This is a genomic window from Geobacillus sp. FSL W8-1251, assembly GCF_038005945.1.
Classification (GTDB): domain Bacteria; phylum Bacillota; class Bacilli; order Bacillales; family Anoxybacillaceae; genus Geobacillus; species Geobacillus stearothermophilus.
This window is the reverse complement of sequence record NZ_JBBOUF010000001.1, coordinates 2,065,717-2,079,238: the sequence shown is the minus strand read 5'-3', so window position 1 is coordinate 2,079,238 and position 13,522 is coordinate 2,065,717. Positions and strand designations below refer to the sequence as shown.

Genomic DNA, 13,522 nt, shown 5'->3' with positions numbered 1-13,522 from the left:
CCATCCAAGGGCGCTTATTGTCCAATGCTCCGGTACTTCCCTTCAAAAAACAAGAGCGGGTCGCCCGGTTCGTCTTTCATCAAAATATCGGTCACTTCCCCAAAGTAAAGCGTATGATCGCCGGCCACGTACGTGCTGTGGACGTTGCATAAAATATTCGCCAACGCCTCCGGCAAAATCGGATGGCCGTTCACCCAATCAAACGAAACGGGGCGCTCTTCTTTCAACTGGCCGGCAAACAAGCGCGACAACTCCTCTTGATCGCGCCGCAAAATGTTGACGGCAAATTTCCCCGTTTGCTTGACAATGTCATGCATTCGCGCTTTATGGCCAATGGAGACGACGACAAGTTTCGGGTCGAGCGAAACGGACATAAACGCGTTCGCCGTCATTCCTTTCGCTTCCCCTTGAAAGTCGGTCGTCACGACCGTCACGCCGGTCGCAAATTTTCCCATGGCTCTGCGAAATGTACGATCATCCATACGTTTCTCCCATCCTTCCCTTTTCGTCATCCAGCAGCCCTACGCCTTCAGCTGGCGGTTGGGAGGCTTTCCTTCTTGATGTTTCCACACGACGGGCGCTTCGTCCGACATCTTGCCTCTATGGCTAGGCCCCATTCATGCCGAAATGAGGGTCAAATCTACCCCCATCATAGCAGAAATAGGGGAAAGAAACAACGACGATATACGGCTGTCATCGGCGGCCCGCCGCTCCAAGGTACGCCTCTGCCACCCGCTCAGCGGAAGAAGATCAGCGCCGCCGCTTAAACGCTTCGGCGGTGTTGATTTTGTGTTGACGAACGTATTGTTCGATTTCATGCGGCGGCGCCTGTTCACGCAACAGACGGATGATCTCTCGATGTTCTTCGATCGATGCTTTCGCCCGCTGCGGCACAAAGGTGAAGCCGTAGGCGCGGATGCGCTTCATCCGCTGCCAAATTTGCTTGATTTGCTCTTCAAGATAGGCGTTGCCGCAATGGGCGTAAATCAGAGAGTGAAATTCATAGTTCAGCTCGCTGAACCGTTCCAGCTCCAGCTCTTCAAGCGCCCGCTCCATCCGCTCGTTTACTTGCTCAAGCCGATCGATCGCCTCCTTTGTCAAATGGGGGGAGCCGAGCGCGGTCGCATAGCCTTCCAGCACAGCCAACACCGACAGCGTCTCGATATATTCTTTCTCGTTGATGTTGCTCACAACGGCGCCCGTATACGGTTTGAGCTCGACAAGCCCTTCCGCTTCAAGCTGGCGGATCGCCTCCCGCACCGGGATGCTGCTGAGTCCAAGCTCGCGGGCGATTTGGTCGATGACGACCCGGTATCCCGGGCCATAGACGCCGTTTTCAATGCGAGAAAGAATATACTCGTAAGCCAATTGGGTTTTGTTTTTCGCTTTCGTTTCCATACGTTTATCATATACTAGATCGTATACATTGACTAGCCATTATGCCTGTTCGGCAGACAAGGCGGTCTGTTTCTCCCCTTTGCCGAATGCGGGGATTGGCGGATCGCCGACCGCGACGTGGACGACTTGCACTTCCGTATAGAAATCAAAGCTGTAATGCCCGCCTTCGCGGCCGATGCCGCTGTATTTCGTCCCGCCAAATGGGATGCGCAAATCGCGGACGTTCGGCGAGTTGACCCACGCCATCCCGCTTTCGATCGCTTGGGCGACGCGGTGGCCGCGCTTCATGTCGTTCGTCCAGACGTACGCCGCCAATCCGTACTTCACATCGTTCGCCAACCGAATAGCCTCTTCTTCACTCGTGAAAGACATGACGGCCATGACCGGTCCGAAAATTTCTTCCTGCGCCACTTTAATGTCGACCGCCTCGGCCACCGCTTTAACTTCCCTCCGAAAGAAGTCTCCTACTTCTAAACGTGAAGGTGCGCCAGCACCAGTGAAAGTGGGAGATGAATTTCGGTTGGCGTTAGCCAACGAATAGGATAGAATATGGCTAGAACGGACACCTTCGGAACGAAGGGAAGCGTAAAGGGTTCTTGTGTGTGGCTTACCGTTCAGCGAACACACACAAGTCGCTTGAAGCCCCCACCTCTAAGCGAAGCGTAGGTGGTGGGTAGTTCACAATGTTTATAGAGAGCAGCTTGAGACGGGCGGTTGTAATACGGGACGATGACCATCGCCGCATCGGCGCCAATCTCCTGCGCAAATTTAGTCAGCTCGATCGTTTCCGCATGGTTCGTCGAGCCCGTCCCCGTCATCAAGGTGCTGGAGATCATCGACTCTTCGATGACAGCGGAAGCCGCCGCCATCCTCGACCGACGACGATATTTGCCAAAAAGCGCCTGAACATTCCTCGACGTGCTCCAAACCGTTGCCGCCCGCGCCGCCGGCGGACAACATGAAGAAAGATAGCGATTCCTCCAATCATGGACGCTCAAGTGAAGGGAAAAAACAACATTGGCGTCATCTCTTCGTTGCGCCGCCCTTTTTGTTCAACGACCGGCTTTCCAAAAAAAAATCAGGCGCCGTTGGGCGCCTCATCACAACCCTGCCGACCGCTGCAGCCGCTTGGCGATTTCCAAAAAATCTTCGGCCGAAATCCCGGGAGCGAATTCTTCCGGCACTTCGTCCAAATCGGGGATCGCCCCCCCTTGGGGCGCTCCTTCGACCACCTCGAGCGGCTGGCCGTCGCTTGGATGGGTTCCTTTCCAAATGCGGACGATTTCTTTGTAATAGCGATCGCTGAACGTATAAAGTCGGCGGTGGACGCCTTGATCCTCATACTTTCTCGCCGCATCGAACACGCGGTTATCGAGGTTCGGGATTGGCAGAAGCTTCGTCACATCAACGCCCGTCGCCACTTCCAACGCCTTGGCGTACGCCAAAACATGAACGCCCCCGCGCACAAGCAAGTAGCCGATCATCTCGCGGGCGGTAGGGTGGTCCGTCATTTCATAGACGCGCATTTTATGCGTGCGCGCTCCGCATTCCAGGAAAAAGTTGTGAAGCAAATCCAAAATCAAGTTGCCGCTGTTGAACACGTACTCCCCCGTCCACGCCTTCCCCATCGAATCGCCGGGAAACGCCGTCTGCGCCGTCGCGATAAAATGATACGTATTGCGCTTGTCTTTCGCATCCTTCATCGGCGCTGTATCCGGATCACCTGGATGGGTGGAGCCGGTCAAGCAAAGGTTGATCGCATTGGACACGAGCTCCACATGGCCAAACTCTTCGGCGGTGATGCTCGCCACCAACTCGTAAAACGGGCGCAGCTTCTTTTTTTGCCGAAAATTGAATGACTGAAACAAATAATTGTTTAACGTCGACATTTCTCCGAAACGGCCGCCAAGCAGCTCCTGGACAGCGGCAGCCGCATTGGGGTCCGCGTATTTGGGCTTCGGCAATTCAATCGCCAGCCGGTCGATCCGCTGAAATACCACGATTCTTTTCCTCCTTTTCCATTAATTGCTAAGGAGAACAGACACCACTTGCGCCAAGCGGATGTAATAAACCGCCTGATTCGCTGAGATGACGATATGGTCCGGCTTCACATCCCTCACCGTTCCTTGGATCGAACCGCGGACGGTTTCCACTACCACTTCTTTGCCGTTCAAAGCTTGGAAAGCGTGGTACACATACGGGTCAACCAGGGCAATGAGCTGCGGTGACGAAGCATGGGACACGTAGGGCTGGTTCATTCTCATTTCCTCCCTTTTGATGCGTTGAAGAAGATTCCCTTTTATCCATATGCCGCCCCGTGCCAAACATGACAAAAAACCAAGCGCCCTAAAAAAGAAAGCGGCCTTGATGCCTACTCATCAAGCCGCTTCCAACGATGGTTACGCCGCTAGAAAGCGGCGAACGCTCGGAATCTTTTGCACCACAAAACGGTCAAACAGCCAAAAAACGGTGAGCAATCGGCGAAAATGGTGTGAAATGAAACGGCCGGACAGACTAGTCCGCCTCGTCATCCAATCAACCCAAGACGCAGCGCTTTTGCCACCGCTTCCGTCCGATTTTTGGCGCGAAGCTTCCTTTTGCCAAGCGCTTCGCCGATCCGCTTCCATTCCCGGTTCAATTCTTTCGGATTCTTGAAAAAGCAAAAACGACCGCAAACACGGTCGTATCAAGAGGTTCACTATTTTTAATCCGAAACAGCAACATGTTGGAAATGGAGACGGTGGGAGTCGAACCCACGTCCAGAGGCATCGCCACTTAAGCATCTACGAGCGTAGTCGGTATATTTCGCTTCGCCGTCCGTTCCGCCTACCGACAGGCCTCCCGGCGGCTAGCCTGGTTCGTCTCTTCCCTCATCCTCAGGCGGCGGATTTGGGCGTAGCCCGCTTCATATGAGCCCCTCGAACGCCACGCGGGCGATGGCGGGAGGAGCTAGCTGCAGCAATTAGGCAGCTAAAGCGTAGTTTTGTTTGCCAGTTATCTTTAGGTGACGTTTTTACGAGGACGTCCCCCTCGGCTCGCCGCTTAAGCTCGACCTACCCCTGTCGAATCCGGATCGTCCCCGCGGTGCGAAGAGATCGGAACAGCTTAAGCATCGGATAACTGGCTGTTGCACTTTTTATTATACCATGACGCGGTGCATTTTCAATGGGAATGTTTTCAATCTCGCCAAAAAACAGGCTCTTCTCCGAATGTTGTGCCGGATGATTGAGAACACGGCTTCTTGGCACTTGCCAAGAAAAATCAGCCCATCCCATTTTCCGTACACGGCGACGCAAGAAATGCCCCCGCTTGCCGCGATGAACCAAACATCCCTCCGCCGTTCCCAAACCGGCAATGCCCGCCAAAAGCCCGATGTTTCAGGCTCCCGCCCTCGACAAATGCCCGCTCGGCGGCTTGCCTCTCTACAGCTTTTGCCGCTCGCGGAACGCCCGCTCGATTTCGCGCTGCGCTTCTTTCCGCTTCATGTCTTCCCGTTTGTCGTATTTTTTCTTCCCTTTGGCCACTCCAAGCTCCACTTTGGCAAAGCCATTTTTAATATACAATTTCAGCGGCACGAGCGTATACCCTTGCTCTTTCGTATAGCCGATCAGCTTGTTGATTTCGCGCCGGTGCAGCAAAAGCTTTCTCGTCCGCAGCGGGTCGTGGTTGTAGCGGTTGCCTTGTTCGTACGGGCTGATATGCATGTTATGGAGAAACACTTCCCCTTTTTCCACTTTGGCGAACGAATCTTTCAAGTTCACCCGGCCGTTGCGGATCGATTTGATCTCCGTCCCTTGCAAAACGAGGCCGGCTTCATACGTTTCTTCGATGAAATAGTCGTGGTGCGCTTTTTTGTTTTGGGCGATCACTTTTCCTTCGCCTTTCGGCATCCGTTTTCCCCCTCCTCATTGTAGCGTTTCTTATTTTACCAAAAACGAAAAAGAAGGAAAAGCCGCCCGTTCGGCTTTTCCTCACCGTTTTTTCTTTTTCTTCTTTTTCGCCTTCGCGCTGCGGTTTGAGCCGCTTTGCGCTTTCGGCTCCGCCTTCGCTTTTCCTTTCTTTTGCTTTTTCCCTTCAATGACGACCGGCGCGGCTTTTGCCTTCGGCGGGCGGCGTCCTTTCATGCCGACGACTTCAAAATCGACGATCCGTTCGTCTTTGTTGACGTTGATGACACGGACGGTGATTTCATCGCCGATGCGGTACATTTTTCCCGTCCGCTCGCCGATCATCGCATAACTGCGCTCGTCATAGCGGTAGTAGTCGTCGGTTAAGTAGCTGACGTGCACCAGGCCTTCGATCGTGTTTGGCAGCTCAACGAACAAGCCGAAGTTCGTCACCGAGCTGATGATGCCGTCAAATTCCATGCCGATTTTGTCTTCCATAAACTCGGTTTTCTTCAGATCGTCCGTCTCCCGCTCGGCCTCGACGGCGCGCCGCTCCATGTTGGATGCATGCTCGGCAATCTCCGGCAGCTTTTCCGCCCATTTTCGCTGCGTCTCCGGATCCATCTGCCCGTTGATCAAGTAGGTCCGGATGAGCCGGTGGACGATCAAGTCCGGATAGCGGCGGATCGGCGACGTAAAATGGGTGTAAAACTCAGTCGACAGGCCGTAATGGCCGAGGCTCTCGGCGTCATAGCGCGCCTGCTTCATCGACCGAAGCATGACGGTCGAGATCACCATTTCTTCCGGCTCGCCGCGCACCGCTTCGAGAATTTGTTGCAAAGCGCGCGGATGGATTTGGTTGCCCGTTCCTTTCACGACATAGCCGAAGTTCGTGATGAACTCCAAGAAACGTTGCAGTTTTTCCGGCTTTGGATCCTCATGGACGCGGTACATAAACGGTACGTTCAGCCAATGGAAATGCTCAGCGACCGTTTCGTTCGCCGCCAACATAAACTCTTCAATCAACCGCTCGGCGACCGACCGCTCGCGCAAGACGACATCGTACGGCTTGCCGTTTTCATCGACGAGCACTTTCGCTTCTTTGAAATCAAAATCGATCGCCCCGCGCTTCATCCGCTTCGTGCGCAAAATGTCGGCGAGCTCAGCCATCAGCTCAAACATCGGCACAAGCGGCGCGTATTTTTCCCGCAAGGCTTCGTCTTTGTCCACCAAAATTTTATTGACATCGGAATACGTCATCCGCTCTGTCGTGCGGATGACGCTTTGGAAAATGTCATGGCGGACGACTTCGCCTTGCGGGGTGATCTCCATTTCGCACGACAGCGTCAGCCGGTCGACTTTCGGGTTGAGCGAACAAATGCCGTTGGACAGCCGGTGCGGAATCATCGGGATGACGCGGTCGACCAAATAGACGCTCGTGCCGCGCTCATACGCCTCGCGGTCGATCGGCGAGCCTTCTTCGACGTAATGGCTCACGTCGGCGATGTGGACGCCGAGCTTATAGTTGCCGTTTTCCAGCTTCGTCACCGTCACCGCATCGTCTAAGTCTTTCGCATCCTCGCCGTCAATGGTGACGATCATCTCGCCGCGCAAATCGCGCCGCCCTTCCAAGTCTTTCTCCGTAATGACATCCGGCACCCGGTTGGCGTGCTCGATCACGTCTTCTGGAAATTGAAGCGGAAGGCCGTATTTATAGATGATCGCCAAAATGTCGACGCCCGGGTCGTTTTTATGGCCGAGAATTTGGACGACTTCCCCTTCAGCGCTCATTCGTCCTTCCGGGTACGAGGTGAGCCGGGCGACGACTTTATGCCCTTCGACCGCGCCGTTCGCCGCGTTTTTCGGAATGAAAATGTCGTTGACGATCCGTTTGTCATCCGGGATGACAAAGCCGAAATATTTGCTTTCCGTGTACGTGCCGACGACTTCTTTCACCCCGCGCTCCACAATGCGGACGATCGTTCCTTCGCGGCGCGCCCCCGATGAATCGGCTTGGACGCGCACAAGCACCGTGTCGCCATGCATCGCGTTTTTCAGTTCGGACGGCGGGATGAAAATATCATCCAGTCCCGGCTCCTCCGGTGTGACAAACGCGAATCCTTTCGGGTGGCCAATCACCTTGCCGCGCACGAGATTCATCCGCTCGGGCACACCGTAGCGGTTGCTGCGCGTCCGGACGATTAGTCCTTCTTCTTCCATGGCGACAAGCGTTTTGACAAACTCCTTGAATCCATCGGCATCCTCGATGCCAAACGCTTCTTCCAATTCTTCGACCGTCAGCGGCTTATACGCCTCATCGCGCATAAACGTTAAGATGCGTTCGGCCAACACATGATCCATTGTCCACCCCCTCCTTTCTCCATTACCAATGTAACGATTCAAGAAATGCATAAATATCTTCATGCAGCTGATCTTTTTCTTGATCAAGCGTAATCACATGGCCTGATTGCTCATACCACTTGATTTGTTTGACCGGCGATTCAATTTCGTTATAAATGATGTTCGCGCTGTCCGGGTTGATCATCTCATCATGGCGCGCCTGCACAACAAACGTCGGGGCATAAATCAAATCAAGATGGTCACGCACATCGGCGATCAGCTCCTGCAGCGCCTTTAACGTCTTCATCGGCGTCTGCTTGAACTTCTCCATCTCCTGTTCGATCTGCTCCTCTGATTTTCCTTCCCGCTTTTTATACTCGCGCGCATACTCGAGCACGCCTTCGTACATCGTTTCCTCGCTTTTGATGTACATCGGCGCGCACATCGTCACAATGCCCTCTATAGGTACAGTGTAACCTAATTTCAATGAAAATACGCCTCCAAGCGACAGTCCGGCGACGGCGATTTTTTCGTAGCCCTTGTTTTTCAAAAACTCGTAGCCGTTCATGACATCTTGCCACCAGTCATCCGGCCCGGTGTGGACGAGCTCCTCAGGCGGCACGCCGTGTCCTTTGTAAATCGGCGCATGGCACGTATAGCCTTTGGATTCTAAAAAACGCCCGAGCATCCGAACATCAGCGGAATTGCCGGTAAACCCATGCAACAGCAGCACCGCCCGCTCCCCGGCTTCAAAGAAAAACGGCTTCGGCGGAACAATTTTCATCATTCGTTCTCCTTCCTTTCTTGCTGAAATAGAAAAGGCAGCCCGCTTCCCTTTGGACCGCCCCCGTTTTTTGCTTATGATGGTTGGACATAAACAACAAGAATCGCCAACACAAAGAACAAAACGGCCAACACAACCGTCACGCGCTGAAACACCGCATCGAGCCCGCGTGCTTTCTGCTTCCCGAACAATTGCTCGGCGCCGCCGGTGATCGCCCCCGACAGCCCGGCGCTGCGGCCCGACTGCAACAAGACCACCGCGATCAGCGCGATCGACACAATGACAAGCAGCGTCACAAGAAAGGCATGCATGCCTGACACCTCCAACGACCGACATTGCAATACTTTCACTATACCATAGATCACCGTTGGCGGCAACTGGCGGGCCTGTCTCAACACGACGAAAGCCTCCCATTCCTTTTTTGGTGAAACATGTAATCAAAATCATTGGATGGGAAAGCCCGTCATCCAAAAATCGAGAAGATGCGCAAATAGATGAAATCGACGAAATCATTGACGAATGCCTGGCTAAAATCGCCACATATCTGACTTGACCACATCGATGGAGCCGCGAACGAATGAAACGATGCTGAAGAAAAGGCGACAACTCCTTGCCTTTCTCATCCATTCAACGGAATAGCAACGGGAGCACAGCAAACATTCGCTCCCTCTTCTCTTTGGCAGAGATGAAGGAACGTTTCATCCTCCATCTGCTTGACGCTCCATGAATCGGATGCGGTATGATCATTGTCGTCCACCGCCGAAATGCGTTACAATAGAAAGCAAATCGGCAACGACTGGAGGGACTTCAATGGCAAGACCGGACGAACGAGTCGTCATCGCGATTGACGGCTATCAATTCAAACGGGCGCGTGAGGCAAAGGAAGGGAAAATTTTCGTCACCTCGCCGATCGGGGCGAACTTTACGTTTGACATCAACGTCATGCGCAAGCTGCTTGAGGCGATCGACCGCGACCCGGCGCTCGCGGAACAGTTTGGGCTTCCTTCTCAGGGGGCAAACGAATAACAAAGGAACGGCGGTTGGCCGTTCCTTTGTTGGTTTAGCGGAGAGAGGCCGAAGCTCCATTTTTCCGCAGACGGCGGTGCTCCCTCACGAATCAAATCTTCTAGCATCCTTGCCATGCCGCCCGCTCGCGGCCGAACGGGTCGTCCTCGACATGGCTGGCGGCCGAAAAGACAAAGGCCGCCTTGCGCTCGCTCGTATACGCCGGCCATGCTTCCGGCAAGTGAGCACCGTTCGGGTCTCCGGTGCGGGCAAACGAGAGCCAAGCGTAATGCATTTCATTGGCGATCGCCTCGCGCTCCCGCCGATTCACCGAAAATCGTCACATTGTCCGGATCACCGCCAAACGCCTCAATGTTCTCCTTCACCCAGCGCAGCGCCGCCACTTGGTCCAAAATGCCGAGATTCCCGGCTTGCGCGTACGCTTCGCCGAACGAATCACCGAGATGCAAAAAGCCAAACACGTTCATTCGGTAGTTGATCGTCACGACGACGACATCGCCGTGTTTCGCAAACGCTGTCCCGTCATACCACGGCGAAGAACCCGAGCCGAACAAAAAGGCGCCGCCGTGAATCCAGACGAGCACCGGCCGCTTCTTCCCATCCGCCGCCGGCGACCAAACGTTCAGGTACAGCCCGTCTTCGCTCGGCGGCTCGCTCATCCGCCCGAGCAATCCGCTGAAAATCGGATCCGACGGCTGCATCACGACAGGACCGAAGGCAGTCGCCTCCCGCACCCCATCCCATGCCTCAGGCGGTTCCGGCGGCAGAAAACGGCGTTCACCGACCGGCGCTTTCGCGTACGGAATCCCTTTCCAATAGAAAACCCCTTCATTTGCTCCCCCGCGCAACCGCCCATACCGCGTCTCGACAATCATTTGTTCCATCCACATCCCCTAATATTCTGATAATTCAAAAAATATTATAAACGAAAAAACCCCCTCCGTCCATCGCTTTGTCCTATGCAGGGCAATGTCAGCTCGTTTGATTTGATGCAAAAAATTGTTTCTGATGAAGATCGGATTTTACTTGTCAATTCGGAACAAAACAATGTCGTTCCAAAAAGCGCCATCGCGTCGTGATCTTTCAGGATGCGAACGGGCATGACATCCGTGTGGTCACAAACCTCTTGAAGGTATCGATAGAAAAGATTACCGAGATGTATCAAGCGCGCCATCGTGAACTACCCCCACTTAATTTTCTAGCGAAAATTTGAAGTGGGGGCTTCCAAAGAAGTTTGACTGCTTCAAGCAATCCTTATTCTTTGAGGCGTGTCCACTTCGCCGCTAGAGCATAAGACACTCAGGTCTACAGCTTTACTTTTCTTTAAGATGTTTAATGCGCCATTGACATCAGCATTCATTAGTTTGCCAGACTTTGTTCGATACAAGCCGCGCTTAATACGTTTGCCGCTGAACTTATATTCTTTTGGATTGTCGGCATTATATTCAGGAATCTCATCGCCGTCAAAAAAGCTGGCTTGAGACGTATAGGATTCTTCCTGTTTCAAGAATTCAATGCCGTAAAATTCACAAAGATATTCTAGTTTTTCTTTTATGTTACCGAGAGGAATATTGACAAAGTTTTGATTTGTCTTTTTTCCTAGATTAATATTGCGTTGCCATGTTTCCGCATAGCCAATGACAAGTTTGCCAATTTGATTTTCAATACAGTAGTTAATGATGTAACGGCAAGTCTTGTTGATATAATCATTCACTTTATTATTGCGATTCATAGCAAGCAAAGCCTGTTTACGAGTGGTGCCTTTGATTTTTTGCTTATCTTTTATGCTTTGAAGTCTGGCATTTTCTTTGTTAAACCATTGATTTATACTTTTTAATCTCCGCCCATCAATGATGAATGATCTGCCGTCTGATGTGACACAAGTGGCAAGATTGTTTAATCCTAAATCAATTGCCAGTGCTTTTTGGTCGTTTAATTCTCTTTGATCTTCAGGCATTTCATATTTGTACTGAATCTCAAAGAACCTGGCATGATGCTTAGGAATGATTTCAATCTGCTTAATCTTTTTGTCCAGTAACACAGGCGGAATCGTTATCGTGATAGGCTTGTGAGTCTTTTTAAATAGGCGAGAATACGGTATCGTGAATTTGTTGCCGTCTATACGAATCTGGCCAATGATCAGTGAATGAAAGCCATCTTTTTTAAGATATTTTGGAATACTGATAGCCTTGTGGTCATATTTTCCTTGTTTGGCAAGACTGATCAAACCAAAGAAAGATGTAAAGGCTTCATTGACCTTTTTTAAAATTTGCTGTGCCATGTTGCTGTTTAACAGCTTATAGTTTTCGTTAGTTTTGGCAAGATGATAGTTTTTCTCATAATTAAGAAATTCCTTGTGTTCAAAATAGTATTGTCTGACATTGTACAATCCGACGTTGTACATGTTCTTGGCAATATGGCACAGTTCTCGAAGAGTCAAGTATTCTTCTTTGGTCAAACCATTTAGCTGTTGTTTGATACAAAAATACATTTTTTCACCTCCCATCTAACTATATTATACTATATTTTACTGAATCTATCCTATTTTCAGCAAAATATAGTTAAGGCGATTCATCTCCCACTTACTCCGCTTCGCTTCGTTGAAGTGGGAGTCTTCTCGCCTAATTAAGATAAAACGACTATTTACGACCCCATCTGATGAAGAGGCGCAGCTTTCCTGAACGCATTAAGAATTCTTGATCACCGCGAGCCATTCGATTCTCTTTTCCCCAGTCAAAACGACAGGCGCCCCCTCCGTTGGGGACGCCTGTTTCCGTTATTTTTTCAAATTGTAAAACGAACGGATGCCTTGGTAAATGGCCGTATGGCCGAGTTCATCCTCAATGCGGAGCAGCTGGTTGTATTTCGCGACGCGGTCGGTGCGCGACGGCGCGCCTGTTTTGATTTGGCCGGCGTTGGTGGCGACGGCGATGTCGGCGATCGTGCTGTCTTCCGTTTCGCCGGAGCGGTGCGAGACGACAGCCGTGTAGCCGGCGCGTTTCGCCATTTCGATGGCGTCAAACGTTTCGGTGAGCGTGCCGATTTGGTTCACTTTGATCAAAATCGAGTTGCCGACGCCTTTTTCAATGCCTTCGGCCAGTTTTTTCGTGTTCGTGACGAACAAGTCGTCGCCGACAAGCTGCACTTTTTTGCCGAGCCGCTCGGTCAGCAGTTTATGGCCTTCCCAGTCGTTTTCATCGAGCCCGTCTTCGATCGAGATGATCGGATATTTCGATACAAGCTCTTCATACCAAGCGACCATTTCTTCCGACGTTTTCACAACGCCTTCGCCTTCAAGATGATATTTGCCGTCTTCTTTGTTGTACAGCTCGGATGAAGCAACGTCCATGGCGAGCATCACTTGTTCGCCCGGTTTGTAGCCGGCTTTTTCGATCGCTTCGATGATCGTTTGCAGCGCTTCTTCGTTCGATTTCAAGTTCGGGGCGAAGCCGCCTTCATCGCCGACCGCGGTGTTGTAGCCTTTCGATTTCAGCACCGCTTTTAAGCTGTGGAAAATTTCCGCCCCCATGCGCAGCGCTTCGCGGAAGCTTTCCGCGCCGACCGGCATGATCATAAATTCTTGAATGTCGACGTTGTTGTCCGCATGCGCGCCGCCGTTTAAAATGTTCATCATCGGCACCGGCAGCGTTTTGGCGTTAAAGCCGCCTAAGTATTGGTACAGCGGCAAACCAAGCTCGTCCGCCGCCGCGCGGGCCACGGCAAGCGAAACGCCCAAAATGGCGTTGGCGCCAAGTTTGCTTTTGTTTTCCGTGCCGTCAAGCTCAATCAACGCGCGGTCGATCGCCACTTGGTCGGTCACTTCAAGGCCGATGATTTCCGGCGCGATGATTTCGTTGACGTTTTCGACCGCTTTTAACACCCCTTTGCCGAGGTAGCGGTTTTTGTCGCCGTCTCGCAGTTCGACTGCTTCATATTCCCCAGTCGAGGCGCCGCTCGGCACCAGGGCGCGGCCGAAACCGCCTTCTTCTGTATACACTTCCACTTCTACGGTTGGGTTGCCGCGCGAATCGAGCACTTCGCGGGCGTAAACATCAATAATCGCAGACATGAACACACACTCCTTTTC

Annotated in this window: 11 protein-coding genes, 1 other RNA gene and 4 pseudogenes; 2 read left to right on the top strand and 14 right to left on the bottom strand. The window is 52.2% G+C overall.

The window, feature by feature from the left end:
- Nucleotides 1–14: 14 nt before the first annotated feature.
- From NSS88_RS10860 to secG, 11 genes and pseudogenes are all read right to left on the bottom strand, one after another.
- A complete protein-coding gene (locus NSS88_RS10860; protein WP_033026215.1) occupies nucleotides 15–482 on the bottom strand; it encodes a flavin reductase family protein in 468 nt (155 codons plus the stop codon).
- A gap of 268 nt (nucleotides 483–750) precedes the next feature.
- Nucleotides 751–1,398 carry a GntR family transcriptional regulator gene (locus NSS88_RS10855; RefSeq protein WP_061580634.1) on the bottom strand — a complete coding sequence of 216 codons (648 nt, stop codon included), beginning with the start codon at nucleotides 1,396–1,398 and terminating at the stop codon, nucleotides 751–753.
- Between the two features lie 39 nt (nucleotides 1,399–1,437).
- Nucleotides 1,438–1,881 (bottom strand): annotated as a pseudogene (locus NSS88_RS10850) (aldehyde dehydrogenase family protein); the annotation flags it as partial.
- 200 nt (nucleotides 1,882–2,081) lie between these two features.
- Nucleotides 2,082–2,213 (bottom strand): annotated as a pseudogene (locus NSS88_RS10845) (dihydrodipicolinate synthase family protein); the annotation flags it as partial.
- A gap of 285 nt (nucleotides 2,214–2,498) precedes the next feature.
- Nucleotides 2,499–3,398, bottom strand: a complete 900-nt coding sequence (locus NSS88_RS10840) for a manganese catalase family protein (protein ID WP_047818969.1) — start codon at nucleotides 3,396–3,398, stop codon at nucleotides 2,499–2,501.
- Between the two features lie 21 nt (nucleotides 3,399–3,419).
- On the bottom strand, nucleotides 3,420–3,656 hold the full coding sequence (locus NSS88_RS10835) for a YuzF family protein (RefSeq protein WP_044743772.1): 237 nt from the start codon (nucleotides 3,654–3,656) through the stop codon (nucleotides 3,420–3,422).
- Between the two features lie 471 nt (nucleotides 3,657–4,127).
- Nucleotides 4,128–4,479, bottom strand: a transfer-messenger RNA (tmRNA) gene (gene ssrA, locus NSS88_RS10830).
- A 341-nt stretch (nucleotides 4,480–4,820) separates the two neighbouring features.
- Complete coding sequence (gene smpB / locus NSS88_RS10825) at nucleotides 4,821–5,288, bottom strand: SsrA-binding protein SmpB (RefSeq protein WP_013144268.1); 468 nt, start codon at nucleotides 5,286–5,288, stop codon at nucleotides 4,821–4,823.
- 81 nt (nucleotides 5,289–5,369) lie between these two features.
- Complete coding sequence (rnr, locus tag NSS88_RS10820; protein WP_061580637.1) at nucleotides 5,370–7,646, bottom strand: ribonuclease R; 2,277 nt, start codon at nucleotides 7,644–7,646, stop codon at nucleotides 5,370–5,372.
- A 22-nt stretch (nucleotides 7,647–7,668) separates the two neighbouring features.
- Nucleotides 7,669–8,409 (bottom strand): carboxylesterase, encoded by a 741-nt coding sequence (gene estA / locus NSS88_RS10815; protein WP_055358281.1) that lies wholly within the window; start codon nucleotides 8,407–8,409, stop codon nucleotides 7,669–7,671.
- Between the two features lie 74 nt (nucleotides 8,410–8,483).
- On the bottom strand, nucleotides 8,484–8,720 hold the full coding sequence (secG, locus tag NSS88_RS10810; RefSeq protein WP_055358280.1) for a preprotein translocase subunit SecG: 237 nt from the start codon (nucleotides 8,718–8,720) through the stop codon (nucleotides 8,484–8,486).
- 499 nt (nucleotides 8,721–9,219) lie between these two features.
- Between secG and NSS88_RS10805 the strand changes: the two genes are divergently transcribed.
- Nucleotides 9,220–9,435, top strand: a complete 216-nt coding sequence (locus NSS88_RS10805; RefSeq protein WP_061580638.1) for a hypothetical protein — start codon at nucleotides 9,220–9,222, stop codon at nucleotides 9,433–9,435.
- Between the two features lie 100 nt (nucleotides 9,436–9,535).
- Here NSS88_RS10805 and NSS88_RS10800 read toward each other — a convergent pair.
- Nucleotides 9,536–10,319, bottom strand: a pseudogene (locus NSS88_RS10800) (carboxylesterase family protein).
- A 128-nt stretch (nucleotides 10,320–10,447) separates the two neighbouring features.
- On the opposite strand from NSS88_RS10800, the pseudogene NSS88_RS10795 reads away from it, so the two are divergent.
- Nucleotides 10,448–10,606 (top strand): annotated as a pseudogene (locus NSS88_RS10795) (IS4 family transposase); the annotation flags it as partial.
- 72 nt (nucleotides 10,607–10,678) lie between these two features.
- Here the strand turns inward: NSS88_RS10795 and NSS88_RS10790 are convergent.
- Together NSS88_RS10790 and eno are read right to left on the bottom strand one after the other, a co-directional pair.
- Nucleotides 10,679–11,926, bottom strand: a complete 1,248-nt coding sequence (locus NSS88_RS10790) for an RNA-guided endonuclease InsQ/TnpB family protein (protein ID WP_341084446.1) — start codon at nucleotides 11,924–11,926, stop codon at nucleotides 10,679–10,681.
- A 285-nt stretch (nucleotides 11,927–12,211) separates the two neighbouring features.
- Nucleotides 12,212–13,504, bottom strand: coding sequence for a phosphopyruvate hydratase (eno, locus tag NSS88_RS10785; protein ID WP_049625149.1), 1,293 nt, complete (start codon nucleotides 13,502–13,504; stop codon nucleotides 12,212–12,214).
- Nucleotides 13,505–13,522: the final 18 nt, after the last annotated feature.

What these genes read in the sequence shown, in the direction of transcription:
- NSS88_RS10860 (WP_033026215.1), bottom strand. Translation starts at nt 482, where the DNA reads ATGGATGATCGTACATTTCGCAGAGCCATGGGAAAATTTGCGACCGGC.
- NSS88_RS10855 (WP_061580634.1), bottom strand. Translation starts at nt 1,398, where the DNA reads ATGGAAACGAAAGCGAAAAACAAAACCCAATTGGCTTACGAGTATATT.
- NSS88_RS10835 (WP_044743772.1), bottom strand. Translation starts at nt 3,656, where the DNA reads ATGAACCAGCCCTACGTGTCCCATGCTTCGTCACCGCAGCTCATTGCC.
- smpB (WP_013144268.1), bottom strand. Translation starts at nt 5,288, where the DNA reads ATGCCGAAAGGCGAAGGAAAAGTGATCGCCCAAAACAAAAAAGCGCAC.
- rnr (WP_061580637.1), bottom strand. Translation starts at nt 7,646, where the DNA reads ATGGATCATGTGTTGGCCGAACGCATCTTAACGTTTATGCGCGATGAG.
- estA (WP_055358281.1), bottom strand. Translation starts at nt 8,409, where the DNA reads ATGAAAATTGTTCCGCCGAAGCCGTTTTTCTTTGAAGCCGGGGAGCGG.
- secG (WP_055358280.1), bottom strand. Translation starts at nt 8,720, where the DNA reads ATGCATGCCTTTCTTGTGACGCTGCTTGTCATTGTGTCGATCGCGCTG.
- NSS88_RS10805 (WP_061580638.1), top strand. Translation starts at nt 9,220, where the DNA reads ATGGCAAGACCGGACGAACGAGTCGTCATCGCGATTGACGGCTATCAA.
- NSS88_RS10790 (WP_341084446.1), bottom strand. Translation starts at nt 11,926, where the DNA reads ATGTATTTTTGTATCAAACAACAGCTAAATGGTTTGACCAAAGAAGAA.
- eno (WP_049625149.1), bottom strand. Translation starts at nt 13,504, where the DNA reads ATGTCTGCGATTATTGATGTTTACGCCCGCGAAGTGCTCGATTCGCGC.